This window comes from Streptomyces sp. bgisy159 (assembly GCF_057707805.1).
In genome coordinates this window covers 215,338-234,944 of the sequence record NZ_JBYIQX010000007.1, presented here as the reverse complement: position 1 = coordinate 234,944, position 19,607 = coordinate 215,338, and the positions used below count along the sequence as shown (strand labels likewise).

At 71.9% G+C, this 19,607-nt stretch carries 19 protein-coding genes and 1 tRNA gene; 3 read left to right on the top strand and 17 right to left on the bottom strand.

Annotation, left to right across the window (positions count from 1 at the left end; genetic code table 11):
* Nucleotides 1–39 precede the first annotated feature (39 nt).
* The 11 genes from yajC to pgsA form a co-directional block, all read right to left on the bottom strand.
* On the bottom strand, nucleotides 40–540 hold the full coding sequence (gene yajC, locus AC3ET3_RS10490; protein ID WP_432159221.1) for a preprotein translocase subunit YajC: 501 nt from the start codon (nucleotides 538–540) through the stop codon (nucleotides 40–42).
* A gap of 218 nt (nucleotides 541–758) precedes the next feature.
* On the bottom strand, nucleotides 759–1,832 hold the full coding sequence (ruvB, locus tag AC3ET3_RS10485; protein WP_432134421.1) for a Holliday junction branch migration DNA helicase RuvB: 1,074 nt from the start codon (nucleotides 1,830–1,832) through the stop codon (nucleotides 759–761).
* A 66-nt stretch (nucleotides 1,833–1,898) separates the two neighbouring features.
* On the bottom strand, nucleotides 1,899–2,504 hold the full coding sequence (ruvA, locus tag AC3ET3_RS10480) for a Holliday junction branch migration protein RuvA (protein ID WP_432134422.1): 606 nt from the start codon (nucleotides 2,502–2,504) through the stop codon (nucleotides 1,899–1,901).
* The gene (gene ruvC, locus AC3ET3_RS10475) at nucleotides 2,501–3,049 is read right to left on the bottom strand and encodes a crossover junction endodeoxyribonuclease RuvC (RefSeq protein ID WP_432134423.1); all 549 of its coding nucleotides are present in this window, start codon (nucleotides 3,047–3,049) and stop codon (nucleotides 2,501–2,503) included. Before ruvC ends, ruvA begins: the two co-directional genes overlap by 4 nt.
* A gap of 203 nt (nucleotides 3,050–3,252) precedes the next feature.
* On the bottom strand, nucleotides 3,253–4,005 hold the full coding sequence (locus tag AC3ET3_RS10470; RefSeq protein ID WP_432134424.1) for a YebC/PmpR family DNA-binding transcriptional regulator: 753 nt from the start codon (nucleotides 4,003–4,005) through the stop codon (nucleotides 3,253–3,255).
* A gap of 49 nt (nucleotides 4,006–4,054) precedes the next feature.
* Nucleotides 4,055–4,663, bottom strand: coding sequence for a pyridoxal 5'-phosphate synthase glutaminase subunit PdxT (gene pdxT / locus AC3ET3_RS10465; RefSeq protein ID WP_432134425.1), 609 nt, complete (start codon nucleotides 4,661–4,663; stop codon nucleotides 4,055–4,057).
* Nucleotides 4,664–4,670: 7 nt separating this feature from the next.
* Nucleotides 4,671–5,519 carry a pyridoxal 5'-phosphate synthase lyase subunit PdxS gene (gene pdxS / locus AC3ET3_RS10460; RefSeq protein WP_488187250.1) on the bottom strand — a complete coding sequence of 283 codons (849 nt, stop codon included), beginning with the start codon at nucleotides 5,517–5,519 and terminating at the stop codon, nucleotides 4,671–4,673.
* Between the two features lie 181 nt (nucleotides 5,520–5,700).
* Nucleotides 5,701–6,252: a LemA family protein gene (locus AC3ET3_RS10455; RefSeq protein WP_432134427.1), complete on the bottom strand. Its 552-nt coding sequence runs from the start codon at nucleotides 6,250–6,252 to the stop codon at nucleotides 5,701–5,703.
* A gap of 144 nt (nucleotides 6,253–6,396) precedes the next feature.
* The gene (locus tag AC3ET3_RS10450) at nucleotides 6,397–7,566 is read right to left on the bottom strand and encodes a glycosyltransferase family 4 protein (protein WP_432134428.1); all 1,170 of its coding nucleotides are present in this window, start codon (nucleotides 7,564–7,566) and stop codon (nucleotides 6,397–6,399) included.
* Nucleotides 7,563–8,471 carry a phosphatidylinositol mannoside acyltransferase gene (locus tag AC3ET3_RS10445; RefSeq protein ID WP_435612006.1) on the bottom strand — a complete coding sequence of 303 codons (909 nt, stop codon included), beginning with the start codon at nucleotides 8,469–8,471 and terminating at the stop codon, nucleotides 7,563–7,565. The genes AC3ET3_RS10450 and AC3ET3_RS10445 overlap by 4 nt, the downstream gene beginning before the upstream one ends.
* Entirely contained in the window at nucleotides 8,468–9,202 is a 735-nt protein-coding gene (gene pgsA / locus AC3ET3_RS10440; protein ID WP_432134627.1) for a phosphatidylinositol phosphate synthase, read from the bottom strand. The genes AC3ET3_RS10445 and pgsA overlap by 4 nt, the downstream gene beginning before the upstream one ends.
* 258 nt (nucleotides 9,203–9,460) lie before the next feature.
* On the opposite strand from pgsA, the gene AC3ET3_RS10435 reads away from it, so the two are divergent.
* Together AC3ET3_RS10435 and AC3ET3_RS10430 are read left to right on the top strand one after the other, a co-directional pair.
* Nucleotides 9,461–11,656 (top strand): elongation factor G-like protein EF-G2, encoded by a 2,196-nt coding sequence (locus AC3ET3_RS10435; protein WP_432134430.1) that lies wholly within the window; start codon nucleotides 9,461–9,463, stop codon nucleotides 11,654–11,656.
* A gap of 187 nt (nucleotides 11,657–11,843) precedes the next feature.
* Nucleotides 11,844–13,505, top strand: coding sequence for a hypothetical protein (locus tag AC3ET3_RS10430; protein WP_432134431.1), 1,662 nt, complete (start codon nucleotides 11,844–11,846; stop codon nucleotides 13,503–13,505).
* Nucleotides 13,506–13,508: 3 nt separating this feature from the next.
* Here AC3ET3_RS10430 and AC3ET3_RS10425 read toward each other — a convergent pair whose 3' ends face one another.
* From AC3ET3_RS10425 to AC3ET3_RS10410, 4 genes are all read right to left on the bottom strand, one after another.
* Nucleotides 13,509–14,054, bottom strand: coding sequence for an HIT family protein (locus AC3ET3_RS10425; protein ID WP_432134432.1), 546 nt, complete (start codon nucleotides 14,052–14,054; stop codon nucleotides 13,509–13,511).
* Between the two features lie 87 nt (nucleotides 14,055–14,141).
* Nucleotides 14,142–16,121: a threonine--tRNA ligase gene (thrS, locus tag AC3ET3_RS10420; protein ID WP_432134433.1), complete on the bottom strand. Its 1,980-nt coding sequence runs from the start codon at nucleotides 16,119–16,121 to the stop codon at nucleotides 14,142–14,144.
* A gap of 91 nt (nucleotides 16,122–16,212) precedes the next feature.
* Nucleotides 16,213–17,451, bottom strand: coding sequence for a hypothetical protein (locus tag AC3ET3_RS10415; RefSeq protein WP_432158850.1), 1,239 nt, complete (start codon nucleotides 17,449–17,451; stop codon nucleotides 16,213–16,215).
* Nucleotides 17,448–18,014, bottom strand: coding sequence for a DUF4365 domain-containing protein (locus tag AC3ET3_RS10410; RefSeq protein ID WP_432134435.1), 567 nt, complete (start codon nucleotides 18,012–18,014; stop codon nucleotides 17,448–17,450). Before AC3ET3_RS10410 ends, AC3ET3_RS10415 begins: the two co-directional genes overlap by 4 nt.
* A gap of 191 nt (nucleotides 18,015–18,205) precedes the next feature.
* Between AC3ET3_RS10410 and AC3ET3_RS10405 the strand changes: the two genes are divergently transcribed.
* On the top strand, nucleotides 18,206–18,931 hold the full coding sequence (locus AC3ET3_RS10405) for a 3'-5' exonuclease (RefSeq protein WP_432134436.1): 726 nt from the start codon (nucleotides 18,206–18,208) through the stop codon (nucleotides 18,929–18,931).
* Between the two features lie 53 nt (nucleotides 18,932–18,984).
* On the opposite strand, the gene AC3ET3_RS10400 is transcribed toward AC3ET3_RS10405, so the two are convergent.
* Both AC3ET3_RS10400 and AC3ET3_RS10395 read right to left on the bottom strand, forming a co-directional pair.
* A tRNA-Val gene (locus tag AC3ET3_RS10400) sits at nucleotides 18,985–19,056 on the bottom strand.
* 62 nt (nucleotides 19,057–19,118) lie between these two features.
* Entirely contained in the window at nucleotides 19,119–19,565 is a 447-nt protein-coding gene (locus tag AC3ET3_RS10395) for an SRPBCC family protein (protein ID WP_432134437.1), read from the bottom strand.
* Nucleotides 19,566–19,607 lie beyond the last annotated feature (42 nt).

Sequence of the window (19,607 nt, the reverse complement as noted above, 5' to 3'; positions counted from 1 at the left end):
CCCCCCCCCCCCCCCCCCCCCCCCCCCCCCGGACCGTGACTACTTCGCTCCGGTGTCGCCGTCGGTCTTCTTCGCCTCGTCGCCCGCCTTCGCCTCGGCGGGAGCGTTCTCGGACGGCTCCTCGGCCGCCTCCTTCTTGCCGAGGTCGACCGGGGCGTCGTCGTCCGAGGCGGCGGCAGCGGCGGACTCGGTCTCGTCGGTCTCGGTGAGGGAGGAGGCGTCGTCCGGGACGACGTCGGACTTCAGGTCGTGCTCGATGCCGTGCACGATGCGGTTGTACTCCTCGTCGGTCAGGACGGCACCGATCGAGTTCTTCGCGAAGAGCAGTTCGACACCCGGGCCGGCGTCGACGAGAACCGTGTCGTCGCTGACCTCCTTGACCGTGGCGTACATACCGCCGATCGTGCGGATGCCCGAGCCGGGCTGCATCTGGTTCCGCATGTCGGCGGCCTGTTGCTGCTTGCGCTTGGCCGAGCGGGTCATCAGGAACATGGCCCCGATGAGCACGATGAACGGGAGGAGAGTCACGAGGCTATTCACGGGACGACATTTCCTTCGCACGACCGCGGCGGAGCGGCCTGTTGGGATGGGGGTGTGTGCACCACCCACAAGGGCGGCATCGGCGGAGTCTAAGCGAGTCTCCACGCAGGGAACAACGCTCAGCATGGCACCCGGGTTCCTGCTCGGGCCACTGCGCTCGCCGTCACAACCGCATCACGTCTCGAACGGATCCCGTGACAGGTCCCGAACATGTCATGTCAGGTCCCGAACAGGTCCGGTTGTCCGTTTCCGGCGCCGGACGGGCGCGGCGGGGTGAGTCCGAGGTGCGCCCAGGCCGCCGGGGTGGCGACCCGGCCCCGGGGAGTACGGGCCAGCAGGCCCTCGCGGACCAGGAAGGGCTCGGCGACCTCCTCGACCGTCTCGCGCTCCTCCCCCACCGCGACGGCCAGCGTCGACAGCCCGACCGGGCCGCCGCCGAACAGTTTCAGCAGTGCCTCCAGCACGGCGCGGTCGAGCCGGTCCAGTCCGCGTTCGTCCACCTCGTACACGGCGAGGGCGGCGGCCGCGATGTCGCGGGTGACGATGCCGTCCGCCTTGACCTGCGCGTAGTCGCGCACCCGGCGCAGCAGCCGGTTGGCGATACGGGGGGTGCCGCGGGAGCGGCCGGCGATCTCGGCGGCGCCGTCCCCGTCGACGTGGACGTCGAGCAGGTGCGCGGAGCGGTGGACGACCCGCTGCAGCTCACCGGGCTCGTAGAACTCCATGTGCGCGGTGAAGCCGAACCGGTCGCGCAGGGGCGGCGGCAGCAGCCCCGCGCGGGTGGTGGCACCGACCAGGGTGAAGGGGGGCAGTTCGAGCGGGATGGCGGTGGCGCCGGGGCCCTTTCCGACGATGACGTCGACGCGGAAGTCCTCCATCGCCATGTAGAGCATCTCCTCGGCCGGCCGCGACATGCGGTGGATCTCGTCGAGGAAGAGGACCTCGCCCTCCTGGAGGGAGGAGAGGATCGCGGCGAGGTCGCCGGCGTGCTGGATGGCGGGGCCCGAGGTGATGCGGATGGGGGCGCCCATCTCGGCCGCGATGATCATCGACAGGGTGGTCTTGCCGAGGCCGGGGGCGCCCGAGAGCAGCACGTGGTCGGCGGTGGCGCCCCGCGCGCGTGCGGCGCGCAGCACCAGGTCGAGCTGTTCGCGGACCTTCTCCTGGCCGATGAACTCGCCCAGGTCCTTGGGGCGCAGCGCGGCCTCGACGGCCTGGTCCTCGCGGTCGGCGGACGCACCGACGAGCCGCTCCTCGTCGGAGGCGGTGTCGGTCGTGTCGTCCCAGTTCATGTGATGTGCCTCAGCGGGTGGGGTGGGGTCACGGGGGGGTCACGGGCGGTCGGCGGGCTCGGCCGGTCAGCGGGCTCTGTTCAGGGTCTGCAGGGCGGCCTTGAGCAGCTGCCCCACCTGCGGGGTGCCCTCGGCGGCCGCGGCGCGGGGTTCGACGGCGGCCACGGCCTCGTCGGCCTCCCGGGTCGCGTACCCCAGACCGATCAGCGCGGCGTGCAACTGGTCGCGCCAGCCCTGGCTGACCGGTGCGCCGACCGCAGGGGCACCGATCGGCTCGCCGAGGCGGTCCCTGAGTTCGAGCAGCAGCTTCTGGGCGCCCTTCTTGCCGATGCCCGGGACGGCGGTCAGCGCCTTCTCGTCGCCGGTGGAGACGGCTCTGCGCAGCGCGTCCGGCGTGTGCACGGCGAGCATGGCCTGGGCCAGGCGGGGTCCGACCCCGCTGGCGGTCTGCAGCAGTTCGAAGACCTGCCGCTCGTCGTCGTCGGCGAATCCGTAGAGAGTCAGGGAGTCCTCGCGCACCACGAGGGACGTGTGCAGCTTCGCGGGCCGGCCGAGCCGGAGCGCGGACAGCGTGTTCGGCGTGCACTGCACGGCCATGCCGACACCGCCGACCTCGACGACCGCGGCGTCCGGGGCGAGGGCGGCCACTGTGCCGCTGACGAAGGCGATCATGCCGTACGGCCTTTCGAGGGGGTCGGTGCTTGGGCGGTGTGCAGGGCGACGGCCCGCTGCAGGCGGTTCTGCGCGGGGGCGCGCCAGATGTGGCAGATGGCGAGGGCGAGGGCGTCGGCGGCGTCGGCGGGTTTCGGCGGGGCGGCGAGCCGCAGCAGGCGGGTGACCATGGCTCCGACCTGCGCCTTGTCGGCGCGGCCGCTGCCGGTGACGGCGGCCTTGACCTCGCTGGGGGTGTGCAGGGCGACCGGGATGCCGCGGCGGGCGGCGCACAGCATGGCGACCGCGCTGGCCTGGGCGGTGCCCATCACCGTGCGCACGTTGTGCTGGCTGAAGACGCGTTCCACGGCGACGAACTCGGGCCGGTGCTCGTCCAGCCACTGCTCGATGCCCTGCTCGACGGCGAGCAGGCGGTGACTCAGGTCCGCGTCGGCGGACGTGCGGACGACTCCGACGCCGACCATGGTCAGCGGGCGCCCGGCGACCCCCTCGACCACGCCGACCCCGCACCGGGTCAGACCCGGGTCCACCCCCAGTACGCGCACCTCGGCCCCCTCCCTTCTTTGCGGCTGAACCGCCGCCGCTCTCGCGGACCTGGTCAAGCGCCGTTGTGGTTCCTCAATTGATGGTTACGGCCCGTGGACGGCGATCTTTGACTCTCGTCAGGCTATCCGCTGGCAGTGACAACGCGGCGGGCCGGTGGGGTGTGTCCCACCGGCCCGCCGGGACCGCTCGGCTGGGGGCGGCGTTACGCGTCGACCTTCTCCATGACCTCGTCGCTGACGTCGAAGTTGGCGAAGACGTTCTGCACGTCGTCGCTGTCCTCCAGCGCGTCGATCAGCTTGAAGATCTTCCTCGCGCCCTCCTCGTCCAGCTCGACCTGCATGGTCGGGACGAAGTTGGCGTCGGCGGACTCGTAGTCGATGCCCGCCTCCTGGAGGGCGGTGCGGACCGCGACCAGGTCGGTCGGCTCGCTGATGACCTCGAAGTTCTCGCCCAGGTCGTTGACTTCCTCGGCGCCCGCGTCCAGGACCGCGCCCAGGACGTCGTCCTCGGCCAGCTCGCCCTTGGGGACGATCACGACGCCCTTGCGGTTGAAGAGGTACGACACCGAGCCCGGGTCGGCCATCGAGCCGCCGTTGCGGGTCATGGCGACGCGGACCTCGGAGGCGGCGCGGTTGCGGTTGTCGGTGAGGCACTCGATGAGCACCGCGACACCGTTCGGGCCGTAGCCCTCGTACATGATCGTCTCGTAGTCGGCGCCGCCGGCCTCCAGGCCGCCGCCCCGCTTGATAGCGGAGTCGATGTTCTTGTTCGGGACCGACGACTTCTTCGCCTTCTGGACGGCGTCGTACAGCGTCGGGTTGCCGTCGAGGTCGACGCCGCCCATGCGCGCCGCGACCTCGATGTTCTTGATCAGCTTCGCGAAGAGCTTGCCGCGCTTGGCGTCGATCACGGCCTTCTTGTGCTTCGTCGTGGCCCATTTAGAGTGGCCGGACATCTGCCTGTCTCCTTCGCGTAACCCATCCAGACAACGAACGCCAGGAATCCTACAAGGACTCCGCGCCCCGGTTCGCGCGCACCATGTCGACGAACAGGGCGTGGACGCGGTGGTCGCCCGTCAGCTCCGGGTGGAACGAGGTGGCCAGCGCGCTGCCCTGACGGACCGCGACGATGTGGCCCTCGTGCTCGGCGAGAACCTCGGCCTCGGCTCCGACGGACTCCACCCAGGGGGCGCGGATGAAGACGCCCTCCACGGGGTCGCCGGCGACGCCCTTGACGTCGACCGCGGCCTCGAAGGACTCGTTCTGCCGGCCGAAGGCGTTGCGGCGCACGATCATGTCGATGCCGCCGACGGTCTCCTGGCCCGAGCGCGGGTCGAGGATCTTGTCCGCGAGCATGATCATGCCGGCGCAGGTGCCGTAGACGGGCATCCCGGCGCGCACGCGCGCGCGCAGCGGCTCCATCACCCCGAAGAGGACGGCCAGCTTGGAGATGGTGGTCGACTCGCCGCCGGGCAGCACGAGGGCGTCCACCTCGGAGAGTTCCTCGGGGCGCCGCACCGGCCTGGCCACGGCGTCGGCCGCGGCCAGGGCGACGAGGTGCTCCCGTACGTCGCCCTGGAGGGCCAGGACGCCGATCACAGGTGCTTCGGTCATGGGTGGGTTACCAGCCGCGGTTGGCGTAGCGCTCGGTCTCGGGGAGGGTGTCGCAGTTGATGCCGACCATGGCCTCGCCCAGGTTCCGGGACGCCTCGGCGATGATCTTCGGGTCGTCGTAGAAGGTGGTGGCCTTCACGATGGCGGCGGCGCGCTTGGCCGGGTCGCCGGACTTGAAGATGCCGGAGCCGACGAAGACGCCCTCGGCGCCGAGCTGCCGCATCAGAGCGGCGTCGGCCGGCGTGGCCACGCCACCGGCGGAGAACAGCACGACCGGCAGCTTGCCCAGCTCGGCGACCTCCTTGACCAGCTCGTAGGGGGCGCGCAGCTCCTTGGCGGCGGCGTACAGCTCGTGGTTGTCGAAGCCGCGCAGCTTGGCGATCTCGTTCTTGATCTGGCGCAGGTGGCGGACGGCCTCGACGACGTTGCCGGTGCCGGCCTCGCCCTTGGAGCGGATCATCGCGGCGCCCTCGGCGATGCGGCGCAGGGCCTCGCCCAGGTTGGTGGCACCGCAGACGAAGGGAGTGGTGAAGGCCCACTTGTCGGAGTGGTTGACCTCGTCGGCCGGGGTGAGGACCTCGGACTCGTCGATGTAGTCCACGCCGAGGGACTGCAGGACCTGGGCCTCGACGAAGTGGCCGATGCGGGACTTGGCCATCACCGGGATGGACACCGCCTCGATGATGCCCTCGATCATGTCCGGGTCGGACATCCGGGCCACGCCGCCGTCCTTGCGGATGTCGGCCGGGACCCGCTCGAGGGCCATGACGGCGACGGCACCCGCGTCCTCGGCGATCTTGGCCTGCTCCGGGGTGACGACGTCCATGATCACGCCGCCCTTGAGCTGCTCGGCCATACCGCGCTTCACGCGCGCGGTGCCGGTCTCGGGAGCCTGGTTCTCGGTGATGGACACGGGTTGACCTCGCTGAAGGAAAAGAGGATTTTCTGCACCCCGAGGAAACGCGAAGGGACCAGTCCACAGCAAGGGCCAATGCCAACCCGGTGGATCGTTTTCGCCGCCGGTCGCCTCACGCCGGCTACGCGGCCCGGTCCACCAGGGCCGTGGGCGGTTCGTCGTCCATCTCGAAGGCCATCGGGAAGGGCGCGTGGCCGGCCAGCCGGAACCAGCGCACCTTGCGGTGTTCGCGCAGCCTGCGGGCCGCGCCCACGGCGTCGTTGTGGAAGCGGCGGGCCATGGGCACCCGGCGGACGGCCTCGGTGAGCTCGTGGGCCGCCCCCTCTCCCCCGGGCACCTCGCGGACCACCTCGACCTGCTGGGCGTCCGCGAACACCGCCCGCAGCGCCTGGCTCAGCTCGCTCTCGGCGACCTCCCGCTGCTCCTCCTCGGCCTGCCGGGCCGCGTGCGCGGCCTCGTACAGGACGATGGACGCCGCCGGGTCCAGCACGCCCGAGGTGGCGAGTTCCTGCGCCACCGACGCCCGGCGCAGCAACTGGGCGTCCAGCGCGGCGCGGGCCGCGTCGATCCGGGCGTGCAGCCGGTCCAGCCGGCCCGCCGTCCAGCTCAGGTAGAGGCCGATCGCCACGAGGACGACGAGGGTCCAGATGAGGGTTGCGGTCACGGGCGGCAAGATTACGCGCCAGAGGCCCGGCGGCGCTGGCCCCGTGGCCCCGGGCACCGCGTGACGCGGCCGGCGCCCAGCCCCGCCCTGCCCCGACCGACCGCGGAGCGCCTACCCGAACCGGGGGAACCCCGCCCCTCCCCCTCGGTTCCCTCAGTCCCGGGCCAGGCCGAACCGCGACCGGAAGCCGGTGCCCGGTTCCCGGTCGTCGGCCGCCACGGCCGCCGCGCCCGCGGTGACCGTCTCGTAGACCGAGAGGATGTCGGCACCGACCGTCGACCAGTCGAACCGACGCACATGGGTACTGCCGTGGGCGCGCAGTTCCGCACGGCGGTCCGGGTCCCCCAGGAGTCGTACGGCCGCCTCGGCCAGCGCGTCCGCGTCCTCGTTGGCGAACAGCTCGCCCGCCGCCCCCTGGTCCAGCACCTGCGCGAACGCGTCCAGGTCGGAGGCGAGCACCGGCGCACCGGCCGACATCGCCTCGACGAGGATGATGCCGAAGCTCTCGCCGCCGGTGTTGGGCGCGACGTACAGGTCGACGCTGCGCAGCAGACGCGCCTTGTCCTCGTCGCTGATCATGCCGAGGAACTCCACCCGGGGCCGCAGCTCGGCCGACAGGCCCGCCACCGCCTCCTCCTCGTCGCCGCGCCCGGCCACCAGCAGCCGGGTCCGCGGGCTCGCGGCGAGGATCCTCGGCAGCGCCTTCATCAGGACCGGCAGGCCCTTGCGCGGTTCGTCGATGCGGCCGATGAAGCCGATGGTGTCCCCCTGCCACTCCGGCCTGGGCTCCGCCTTGGCGAAGAAGTCGACGTCCACGCCGTTCGGGATCACCACGGCGTCCCCGCCCAGGTGCTCGACCAGGGTGCGGCGGGCGTACTCGCTGACCGCGATCCGCGCGCTGATCTTCTCCAGGGCGGCCTGCAGGATGGCGTACGCGGCGATCATCGCCTTGGAGCGCGGGTTGGAGGTGTGGAAGGTCGCCACCATCGGTCCCCGGGCCGCCCAGCAGGTCAGCAGGCCCAGCGACGGCGACGTCGGCTCGTGGATGTGCACCACGTCGAAGTGGCCGTCGTGCAGCCAGCGCCGTACCCGGGCCGCCGACAGGAAGCCGAAGTTCAGCCGCGCCACCGAGCCGTTGTACGGCACCGGAACGGCCCGGCCGGCCGAGACCACGTAGGGCGGCAGGGGTGTGTCGTCGTCGGCCGGGGCCAGGACGGACACCTCGTGGCCGAGCCGGATGAAGTACTCGGCGAGGTCGCGGATGTGGAACTGGACGCCGCCCGGCACGTCCCAGGAGTACGGGCAGACGATGCCGATCCTCACGGCGAGCCCTTCTCGGGGTCCAGGTCGGCGACCCACAACCGCTGCAGCATGTGCCAGTCCTCCGGATGCTCGGCGATGCCCGTGGCGAAGGCGTCGGCCAGCGCCTGTGTCATGACGGACGTCTTCTCCGCGCGGGTGCCTGACGCCGGTACCTCGATCGGGGGATGCACCCGGCCCTGCATGACGGGCGAGTCGTCGTACCACAGCGTCACCGGCAGCAGGAGCGCGCCGGTCTGCTGCGCGAGGAGCGCCGGCCCGGCCGGCATCCGCGCCGTCTCACCGAAGAACGTGACCGGGACCCCGGACGCGGACAGGTCCCGGTCGGCGACCAGGCAGACCAGGCCGCCGTCGCGCAGCCGCCGGGCCAGGGTGCCGAAGGCCGAGCCGCCGCTGTGCGGCAGCACCTCCATGCCGAGGCCCTCCCGGTACGCGACGAACCGGTCGTAGAGCGTCTCCGGCTTCAGGCGCTCGGCGACCGTCGTGAACGGCGTCCTGAGCGCGGTGGTGACCCAGGCCCCGGCCAGGTCCCAGTTCGCCAGGTGCGGCAGCGCGAGGATGACGCCGTCGCCGGCCGCCAGGCCCTCGGTCAGGTGGTGCACGTCCTTGGGGGCGAAGCCGCCCCTGACGCGCTCCTCGCTCCAGGCCGGCAGCCGGAACGACTCCATCCAGTAGCGCAGGTAGGACCGCATGCCCGCGCGGGACAGCTCGGCCAGGCGCTCCGGGCTCGCGTCCGGCACCACGCGCGCGTAGTTGCCCTCCAGGCGCCGCACGCCCTTGCCGCGCCGTCTCCAGGCGATGTCGGCGATGGTCCGGCCCAGGCGCACCGCAGCCGGTTCGGGCAGCTTCCTGACGAAGGCCCAGCCGGCTCCGTACAGCGTGTCGGTCAGCCGCTCCCGGGCGCTCACTGGGCCGTCTCCCTCCCCTGGGGTTCCTGGGGAGTGGCGGCGGCCGCCTCGGCCTCGGCGGACTCACGGCGGACGGTGACCACCCGCTGCACCAGCGTCACCAGGCTGCCCACGGCGACGATCCACAGGGCGACCGGCAGCAGGTACTGGATACCCGGCACCCCGAACTTGTGCAGTCCCGCGAAACCGGCCGCCACCAGGGAGATCACCAGGCGCTCGGCGCGCTCCACCAGGCCGTTGACGGCCACCGGCAGACCGATCGACTCACCGCGCGCCTTGGTGTACGACACCACCTGACCGCTGGCCAGGCAGAAGATCGCGACCGCGCACAGCACGTTGTCGTCTCCGCGGCCGGCGTACCAGAGGGCGAACCCGGCGAAGATCGCGCCGTCGGCGACCCGGTCCAGCGTGGAGTCCAGGAAGGCGCCCCAGCGGCTGGAGCGGCCCAGCTGGCGGGCCATGTTGCCGTCGACGAGGTCGGAGAACACGAACAGCGTGATCACCACCGTGCCCCAGAAGAACTCGCCCATGGGGTAGAAGACCAGCGCTCCCGCGACGACACCGGCGGTGCCGATCAGCGTCACGGTGTCGGGGCTCACGCCCCGGCGGATGAGAAACGCGGCGAACGGTGTGAGAACACGCGTGAAGAATGCACGCGCGTACTTGTTCAGCATGGCCTTCCCGACGGTCGGTGTGGCGCCGCGGCCCCTGCTGGCCACCGGCTGGCCCATCGTAGCCACGCGCGCGCGTGGACGACCGCCGGGCACCCGGACCGGCGTCACGTCCGTCCCGGACACCGGTCGCGGACCGGGCGGCCCAGCCGTACGGGCAGGCCGCGCGCGCCGGGTGGCCCGAACCCGTCGCTCGTATGGACGCACCGTGACGGGAGTGGAAAGCTCGAAGAACCGCGGGCGTCGCCGTCGCCGTCCTGAGGCAGCGCCGTGGTGCCCGCGCCCCCAGTGACCTCACCGTGCACGGGAGGCAGGATCATGGGCGACAAGACACAGACACACCCCGGGGCCGCCGGCAGGGCAGTGGCGGCCGACCACCCCGCGTCCGTACGGAATGTGGTGCTGGTCGGCCACTCCGGTTCGGGCAAGACGACTCTGGTGGAGGCTCTCGCGCTGACCGCGGGGGCCGTGAACCGGGCGGGCCGCGTGGCCGACGGCGGCACCGTCTCCGACTACGACGAGATCGAGCACCGCCAGCAGCGCTCGGTCCAGCTGTCCCTGGTACCCGTCGAATGGGACGGCATCAAGATCAACCTCCTCGACACCCCCGGGTACGCCGACTTCGTCGGGGAGCTGAGGGCCGGTCTGCGCGCGGCGGACGCGGCTCTCTTCGTCGTCTCCGCCTCCGACGGTGTCGACGGCTCCACCCGCATGGTGTGGGAGGAGTGCGCGGCCGTCGGCATGCCCCGCGCCCTCGTCGTCACCCACCTGGAGGCGGCGCGCGCCGACTTCGAGGAGATGACCCGGATCTGCGCCGAGGCGTTCGGCGGCGACGACCCCGACGCCGTACTCCCGCTGTACCTGCCCCTGCGCGGCCCGCAGGCACCCGACGGGCACGCGCCCGTGACCGGGCTGATCGGGCTGCTCTCGCAGCAGCTGTTCGACTACGCCTCCGGCAGCCGCCAGGAGGTACAGCCCCGCGAGGACCAGCTGCCGGACCTGACCGCCGCACGCAACCGGCTCATCGAGGGCATCATCGCCGAGAGCGAGGACGAGACCCTGATGGACCGCTACCTCGGCGGCGAGGAGATCGACGTCAAGACGCTCGTGGAGGACCTGGAACGGGCCGTCGCCCGCGGCACCTTCCACCCGGTGCTCGCCGCCGCGCCCGCCGCCGAGGGCGCCAAGCAGGGACTCGGCACCGTCGAGCTGCTGGAGCTGATCACCCGCGGCTTCCCCACACCGTTCGAACACCCGGCGCCGGGCGTCACCACCATCGACGGCGAGCCGCGCGACCTCAAGCCGTGCGACGTCGACGGACCGCTGGTCGCCGAGGTCGTGAAGACCTCCTCCGACCCCTACGTCGGCCGGCTCTCCCTGGTCCGCGTCTTCTCCGGCACCCTGCGTCCCGACGAGACGGTGCACGTCTCCGGACACGGCCTCGCCGACCGCGGCCACGAGGACCACGACGTCGACGAACGCGTCGGCGCCCTGTCCAGCCCGTTCGGCAAGCAGCAGCGCCCGGTCTCCCACGCCGTCGCCGGCGACCTGGTGTGCGTGGCCAAGCTGAGCCGCGCCGAGACCGGCGACACCCTCTCCGCCAAGGACGACCCGCTGCTGATGGAGCCGTGGCGGATGCCCGACCCGCTGCTGCCGCTGGCCATCCAGGCGCACAGCAAGGCCGACGAGGACAAGCTCTCCCAGGGCCTGGCCCGGCTGGTCGCCGAGGACCCGACGATGCGCCTGGAGCAGAACCAGGACACCCACCAGGTCGTCCTGTGGTGCCTGGGCGAGGCCCACGCCGACGTCGCCCTGGAGCGGTTGCGCAGCCGTTACGGCGTCCAGGTCGACGTCGTCCCGCACAGGGTTTCCCTGCGTGAGACCTTCGCCGGGAAGTCCGCCGGACGCGGCCGCCACGTCAAGCAGTCCGGCGGGCACGGCCAGTACGCCATCTGCGAGATCGAGGTGGAGCCGCTGCCCGGCGGCTCCGGCATCGAGTTCGTCGACAAGGTCGTCGGCGGGGCCGTGCCGCGGCAGTTCATCCCGTCCGTCGAGAAGGGGGTGCGTGCGCAGGCCGCCAAGGGCGTCGCCGCCGGCTACCCGCTGATCGACGTGCGGGTCACCCTGCTGGACGGCAAGGCGCACTCGGTGGACTCTTCCGACGCGGCCTTCCAGACGGCCGGCGCGCTCGCCCTGCGGGAGGCCGCCGCCGACGCCAGGATCCACCTGCTGGAACCGGTGGCCGAGGTGAGCGTGCTGGTCGGCGACGAGTACGTGGGCGCCGTGATGAGCGATCTGTCCGGCCGCCGCGGCCGGGTCCTGGGCACCGAGCAGACCAGCGGCGGGCGCACCGTGGTGCGCGCCGAGGTGCCCGAGATCGAGATCGGCCGCTACTCCCTCGACCTGCGCTCGCTGTCCCACGGCACCGCCCGCTTCGACCGCGCCTACGCCCGGCACGAACCGATGCCGCAGCAAGTGGCCGACAAGCTCCGCGAACAGGAGAAGAGCGGCTAGGCGTTGACACACGGCCGCACGGAAGCGACGCGTGCGGCAGGAGAGTTCCCGATCCGGCGGACGGCTTCGGCCGTCCGCCGACGCGTGTCGGTGCCGGCCGATACCCTGATGACCTGATCAACAGGTGTGCCGAGCACCGAAGTCGGGAAGGCCGCAGGAGCGAGCATGACGGCGTTGGGGGGCGGGAATGACCGTTGACGGCGGTTACGCGGACTTCTTCGGACCACAGGTCCCGCGGACGGGCGACGAGGGACAGACACCCACCTTCGCCCTGGCCTCGGCGGCCTACCGGGACAACCCGCTGGAGGACATCAAGAAGGCGGACAACGAGTGGCACCAGTCCGCCGTCAACACCGGCCGCCCATGGGCGAAGATCTTCCGCCCCAACCTCGGCGAGGCGTTCTCCCAGGCGGTCGTCGACCGCATGCTCGGCGTCGGCCGCAAACCCCTCATCCAGTCGTTCGGCACCCAGCCGCAGGTCGTGGTCGAGCACTGCCTCGCGGCCAACCGGATCCGCCGCGAACGGGACAAGAAGCTCACCGCCATCATGCTGCTGTGCGGCGTGCTCTTCCTGCCGGGTCTGCTGGTCTGGCTGCTGGTCTTCCAGATCCGGGCCACCCTGGGCAAGCTCGACAACAAGCGGTTCTCCGGCGCGGCCACCGCCCTCCTCGTCGGCGTGGGCGCGCTCGCCGTGCTGTTCCTGGTCCGGATGCCGTTCGCCGGCTTCTGGGGCTGGTACGCGCGCGGCGCGGTCGTCGCGCCCGTCGCGGGCTGGTTCCTCGCCCGCCGGGTCTGCGAGAGCACCGCGAAGGACCTGCGCGCCCGCTGGGACAGCCTGCTGTCCGGCAGCAGCATCGGCGCCAAGGTTCCCGAGGCCGTCCCCACCAGCCCCAACCAGACGGCCGCCGAGCAGCTGCGCCAGTCCCTGGCCCGGCTCAGCGCCGAACAGCAGTCCAACACCCTCTTCTACGCGGGTCCCAAGGGCATCCTCGGCATGGGCACCCGGTGGGGCGCCTGGCAGCTGGCGGAGGAACTGGTCCCGGCCGACCCGCAGCTCGGCATCCACGAGTTCCGCAGCTGGACCGTCGCCCGCGCCATCCACGACGAGCTGAAACTCCTGCCCCGCCAGCGCCTGAAGACCGGCGGCTTCCCCACCCCGACCGTGAAGGACTGGATCGTCACCGCGGTCGGCAGGGACGCCAAGGCCGTCTCCCGCCCCGAGGGACCGGACGTCGAGGCCTACCAGGTCAAGCCCAAGGCCATGGAGACGATCTGCAACGAGAAGCAGTTCGACAGCGGCGACCGGCACTACCTGGGCGTGCAGTGGTCCCTGTGGGACGGCCAGCTGATCATCACCATGATGGTCACCGTGACCGTCCTCAAGGAGACCCTGCGCATCGAGGTCACCGGCCACGCCCTCGGCCCGGTCAACGGCCTGTTCCTGAGCAAGCCCGAGGCACCGACCAAAGAGGTCGCCAAGACCGTGCGGTTCTGGGAGACCCGCAAGGTCAGCCTGCCGCTGGTCACCCCGGACGAGGTGGTGCGCCTCGCCGCGCGCGCCACGCTCAGCTGGTACCCGCCGCTGCTGAACTGGCTCGGCGGCTCGCTGGGCCTGCCCGAGCCGTTCGGCCTGCGCCACGCCTGGGCCGGGCAGCCCTGGGACAACCGCTTCATGAGCGACGACGTGCTGCGTGCCGCCACGCCGGTGCTGCGCCGGGTGCACCACGCCGCGCTCCGGGTGCTGGAGGAGCACCGCGTCGACATAGAGAAGTTCAGCTCACGGTCGTCCGCGCTGAGCGGGTCGGTCCAGGACGTCTCCCCGAAGAAGGCCGACCTGTACGACGCGTGACCCTCACACCGGCCAGGCGTCCGCCAGCATGGCGCGGGTGTCGGCGAGGAGCTGCGGCAGGACCTTGGTGTGGCCGACGACCGGCATGAAGTTGGTGTCGCCGCCCCAGCGCGGGACGACGTGCTGGTGCAGGTGGGCGGCGATGCCGGCGCCGGCCACCGTGCCCTGGTTCATGCCGATGTTGAACCCGTGCGCCCCGGACGCCGTGCGCAGCGCGGTCATCGCCTGCTTGGTCAGCTCCGCCAGCTCGGCGGTCTCCGGGCCGGTGAGGTCGGTGTAGTCGGCGACATGGCGGTAGGGCACGGTCATCAGGTGGCCGCCGTTGTACGGGTAGAGGTTCAGCACCGCGTACACGTGCTCTCCGCGGTGGATGATCAGCCCGTCCTCGTCGGACTTGGCCGGGATCGAGCAGAACGGGCAGCCGTCGTCGGCCCCGGGGCCGGTCGGCTTGTTCTCGCCCTGGATGTACGCCATCCGGTGGGGCGTCCACAGGCGCTGGAACGCGTCCCGCGTCCCGACTCCGATCTGCTGCTCCGGCTCACTCGTCATGCGTGCAGCATATGGCGTCCGGGTGACGGACACGGCGAGGCCCCCGATGCGGGTGACGGCATCGGGGGCCTCGGCCGTACGGTCCGGTCAGACCTGCGCCCGCTCCTCGACGGCCTGCGCGATCTTCGCGATGGCCTCGGCGAAGGGGATGCCGTTCTCCTGGGAGCCGTCGCGGTAGCGGAAGGACACGGTGTCGTGGCCCATGTCCTCGTCACCGGCGATGACCATGAAGGGCACCTTCTGCTTCTGGGCGTTCCTGATCTTCTTCTGCATCCGGTCGGAGGACGAGTCGACCTCGACCCGCAGCCCCTTCTCGCGCGCCGCCGCGGCCCACTTCCCCAGGTACTCGACGTGCGCGTCGCCGATCGGGATGCCGACCGCCTGGACCGGGGCCAGCCACGCCGGGAACGCCCCGGCGTAGTGCTCCAGCAGCACGCCGAAGAACCGCTCGATGGAGCCGAACAGCGCGCGGTGGATCATCACCGGCTGCTGCCGGGAGCCGTCGGCGGCCGTGTACTCCAGGCCGAACCGCTTGGGCTGGTTGAAGTCGACCTGGATGGTCGACATCTGCCAGGAGCGGCCGATGGCGTCCTTGACCTGGACGGAGATCTTGGGGCCGTAGTAGGCGGCGCCGCCCGGGTCGGGCACCAGCGGCAGGCCCTGCTTCTCGGCGGCCTGGCGGAGCGCCTCGGTGGCCTCCGTCCAGTCCTCGTCGGAGCCGATGAACTTGTCGGAGTCGTCCCGGGTGGACAGCTCCAGTTCGAACTCGGTCAGGCCGTAGTCCCGCAGCAGGTCGAGCACGAAGGTCAGCAGCTCGTCGAGCTCCTGCGGCATCTGCTCCTTGGTGCAGTAGATGTGCGCGTCGTCCTGGGTGAAGCCGCGCGAGCGGGTCAGGCCGTGCACGACACCCGACTTCTCGTACCGGTACACGGTGCCGAACTCGAAGAGGCGCATGGGCAGTTCGCGGTAGGAACGGCCGCGCGACTTGAAGATCAGGTTGTGCATCGGGCAGTTCATCGCCTTGAGGCGGTAGTTCTGCTCGTCGAACTCGATCGGCGGGAACATGCCCTCCGCGTAGTGCGGCAGGTGGCCGGAGATCTCGAACAGCCGCTCCTTGGAGAGGTGCGGGGTGTTCACGAACTCGTAGCCGGCGACCTCGTGGCGCTTGCGCGAGTAGGTCTCCATCTCCTTGCGGATCACGCCGCCCTTGGGGTGGAAGACCGCGAGGCCGGGGCCCAGCTCCTCCGGGAAGGAGAACAGGTCCAGCTCGGCGCCCAGCTTGCGGTGGTCGCGCTTCTCGGCCTCGATGAGGAAGTCGAGGTAGGCCTTGAGTTCGTCCTTGGACGGCCAGGCGGTGCCGTAGATGCGCTGGAGCTGCGGGTTCTTCTCACTGCCGCGCCAGTAGGCGGCGGCGGAGCGCATCAGCTTGAACGCCGGGATGGCCCGGGTGGACGGCAGGTGCGGGCCGCGGCACAGGTCCTTCCAGCACAGCTCGCCGGTCTTGGCGTCCAGGTTGTCGTAGATGGTCAGCTCGCCGCCGCCGACCTCGGCGTCCGCGCCCTCGGCGGCCTGCGCGGCGTTGCCCTTGAGGCCGATCAGCTCCAGCTTGTACGGCTCGGCCGCCAGCTCCTCGCGGGCGGCGTCGTCCGTGGTGACGCGGCGCGCGAACCGCTGGCCCCGCTTCTGGATCTCCTGCATCTTCTTCTCGATGCGCTTGAGGTCCTCGGGGGTGAACGGTTCGGCGACGTCGAAGTCGTAGTAGAAGCCGTCCCGGACGGGCGGGCCGATGCCCAGCTTGGCCTCGGGGAAGAGCTCCTGGACCGCCTGGGCCATCACGTGCGCGGTGGAGTGGCGCAGGATGCCCAGGCCGTCCTCGGAGGAGATCTCCACACCTTCGACCTCGTCGCCGTCGGCGACGGTGTAGGCCAGGTCCTTGAGTTCTCCGCCCACGCGTGCGGCGATGATCGAGCGCTCGCCGGTGAAGAGGTCGGCGGCCGTGGTGCCCGTCGTCACCGTGCGCTCTTCCCTCTCGGAATCGCGTTGGATGATCACACGGACGTCTGACACCGGTCTCTCCTGACTGCAGGTGGGGTGCGGCGCCATACCGGGAGCGCGCGCAGGAGGGAATCGTACCGACCCGCACCCACCGACCGCGAAATCAGTCCCCTCCGCAGGCCTCCCCGAAGGAGTCCAGGTTCTCCTGGAGGGACTTCATCAGGCGGTCCCGCTCGGCGTCGTCGACCTGTACGGGGACGACGCCACCGGCCCCGGTGAGCCTGCGGAAGCCGCCTCTGCTCTCCAGCCGGCCCTGGACGCGCACCGGCAGTCCGACCAGGTGGGCCTGGCCGGCGATGCGGTAGTCCTCCTCGTCGAGGGTGAGCCGGACGTGCGGGACCTCGGCCCCGGCGAGCACCCGCAGCCGTACGCCGCCCTCGCCGCGCGGCGCCGATCTGCGCATCCGGACGACCGTGCCGGTGATCCGCACGGCGACGGAGGGTTCGGCGTGCAGATAGCGGGCGCCCGCCTCGCGCAGGGCCGGCAGGTCCCCGGGCGAGAACTCCACGGGTCCGGCGTTCGCGGCGCAGTCGTCGGGGACTCCGGCGGCGGGCGCCCAGACGACGGCGACGCGGGCTCCCTCGGTGCCGCGGACGAGGGCGACGAGCGCCTCGGTGAGTTCGCGGCTGACGCCGGCCTGGACGGCACCGTCGAAGGCGTCCATGCCGCCGGTGGCGCGCCGGTAGTCGATGGCCTCACGGGTGGCGTGCAGGGCCTGGTGGAGGCGTACGGCCAGGGGGCGGACCGGTTCGACGGGCAGCAGCGCGGTGAGCCGGCGGCCGCCGGTGGCGGAGCCGACGAGGACGTGGCCGAGCGTCGCGGCGGCGGTACGGCGGTGCCGGGAGCCGTGGTAGCCGGCGCGGGCGTGGGTGGCGAGGGCGCCGGCCAGCAGGGTCTGGCGGGCGGCGGCGCGCAGCCGCTCCTCGGCGGTCCAGGGCGCGGCTCCGGCGGTCCAGGGCGCGGCTCCGGCGGGGCCGGTGGGTGCGTCGCGCCACCAGTGGATCTCGTCGCTGGGCACGGCGAGGGCGACGAGCACCTCGCGTGCGGAGGGGGTGGTGCTGCGGGCGAGGGCGTCGAGGGCTTCGCCGAGGAGGTCGTCGCTGTCGGGGAAGGCCCGGCTCTCGGGGACGAGCAGGCTGGTGGTGCCGGCGGCCGGTCCGGGCGGGGTCCAGCGTCCGTAGCGGCCGGGGGCGCCGCCACGCCGCTGCCAGCCGTGGCGGGCGAGCAGGGCGCCGAGGACGGCGGGGTCGACCTCGCCGGGCCGGGGGGCACGGTTCCAGGGTGGCTCGGCGGGGTGGGGCCGGGCCGGGCCGGGGCGTGGGGGGTGCGGGTGGTGGGTCATGGTCGTCCTCCCGTCCCGACGCGCGTCATGATCTCGCAGAGCGCCCGGTCGTCGAAGATGCGTGAGGTCGGGATACGCACGGTGGTGCGCCGCCGCCCGGTGACGGGGTGGCCGGCGAGGTTGGTCCAGTAGCAGCAGTGCCGCAGGTCGAGCCGGTCGTGACCGGCCCGCAGCCACTGGTCCTGGGAGCGCGGCACGATCATCACGACGAGGATCTTGTGCACGGAGACCGGGGTGCGGGCGAGCTTCGCCAGGTGGTCGTTGTCGAGGGTGAAGGCGAAGGTGCGGCCGGGCGGGTGGGCGGCGAGCTGGTAGGTCGCCTTGAGCTGGACCTTGATGGTCACCTCGTCGTCGACGGTGTGGCCGGGGGCGCTGTGGCTGACGTGCCAGTCGATGCCGTTGTCCGGGAACGGCTGGGACAGCGAGCATCCCGCCGCCGCGGCGACGGCGTGCAGGTAGGCGACCTGCAGGGTCTCCATGCAGGCGGTGGTGGCGAGTGTGCCGCGGCGGGGGCCCGGACGGTCGGGCAGCAGCCCGCCCCGCTCGGGCTGCGCTATCGCCATGTGGAACAGCCTTCCAAACCAGGTGAGATGCCCGGAACCGGGCCGGCGAGCCCCGCGTCGCATCGCTGAACTGCGGTGACTCGTACTCCTGTTGTGTCCGTCCGGCGTACGGCGCAAACGGGGCGGGTATCACCAGACCGGGCAGCGGGCGGTGCGTCAGCTGCCGTGGTTGAACGAGGGGTTGTGTTGGTATGGCGTGCTGGTACGAGGGCGCCTTGGCGGCGTTCGACACGGAGACGACTGGAGTGGACGTCGAGAGCGACCGGATCGTGTCGGCCGCGCTCGTCGTCCAGGACGCGGCCGGCGGCCGGCCGCGGGTGACCCGGTGGCTGGTGAACCCGGGTGTGCCGGTGCCCGAGGCGGCGACGGCGGTGCACGGGCTGACGGAGGATCACCTGCAGCGCAACGGCAGGTGGCCGGCCCCGGTGATGTACGAGATAGCCGAGCTGCTGGCCGAACAGGCCGCCGCGGGGCGGCCGTTGGTGGTGATGAACGCACCGTTCGACCTGACGTTGCTCGATCGCGAGCTGCGCCGGCACCGCGCGTCGCCGCTGGGCCGCTGGCTGGAGTCGTCGCCGCTGACAGTGCTGGACCCGCGAGTGCTGGACAAGCATCTGGACCGGTACCGCAAGGGACGGCGCACGCTGACGGACCTGTGCGAGCAGTACGGGGTGGCGTTGTCCGACGCGCACGACGCGGCGGCGGACGCGCTGGCCGCGCTGGAGGTGGTCCGCGCTCTGGGGCGCCGTTTCGCGGCCCGGCTGGAGCGGCTGTCGCCGGCGGAGCTGCACACCCTGCAGACGGGCTGGCACGCGGCGCAGGCGCGCGGGTTGCAGGCGTGGTTCGCGCGCAGCGGTCAGGAGGAGACGGTGGATCCGGCGTGGCCGGTGCGGCCGGAGCTGCCGGCGGCGGCGTGAGGGGCCGGGGAAACGAAAAGGCCGGCCCGCTGGTGCGGACCGGCTTTTCCCGGTGGGCGATACTGGGTTCGAACCAGTGACCTCTTCGGTGTGAACGAAGCGCTCTCCCACTGAGCTAATCGCCCGGGAACGAACTGAACGATACAGGTCCTGGCGGGGTTCGTTCAAACCGCTGGGCGGTGCCCGGTCAGCGGGCGGCGAGGTGGGCGGTCAGTCCGCGTCGGCCGGCCCGCATCATCAGCCGGTGGTTGGCGCGGAAGAGCGGCCGGCCGGGCACGGCGAGCCGCCTGAGCAGGGGCTTGTGCACGTCGACGACCTGCTCGTAGCGGGCGAGCGTGCCGGTGGCCCGAGGAGTGACGGTCCAGCGGGCCCAGCCGTCGATGTCGCCGCTCAGGGCGACCTCCAGCACTCCCGCGGCGGGGTCCCGGCGGGTCCGGCGGGCGGTGAAGGTGAGGTCGTAGGGCAGCAGGGAGCGGATGCGGAGGATGCCGGCGGTGTCGTCGAGGCGGCTGACCTCCCGCACCTGGGGCCACCACCGCGGGTAGTCCTCGGCCCGTTCCAGGGCGCTGTAGACGGTGGCGGCGGGGGCGGGCAGGGACCAGCGGCTGAGGAAGCGGTAGTGGGTCCAGTCCATGGGCAGAGTGTGCCCGCGCGCGGCGATCCGTGACGGGATCCG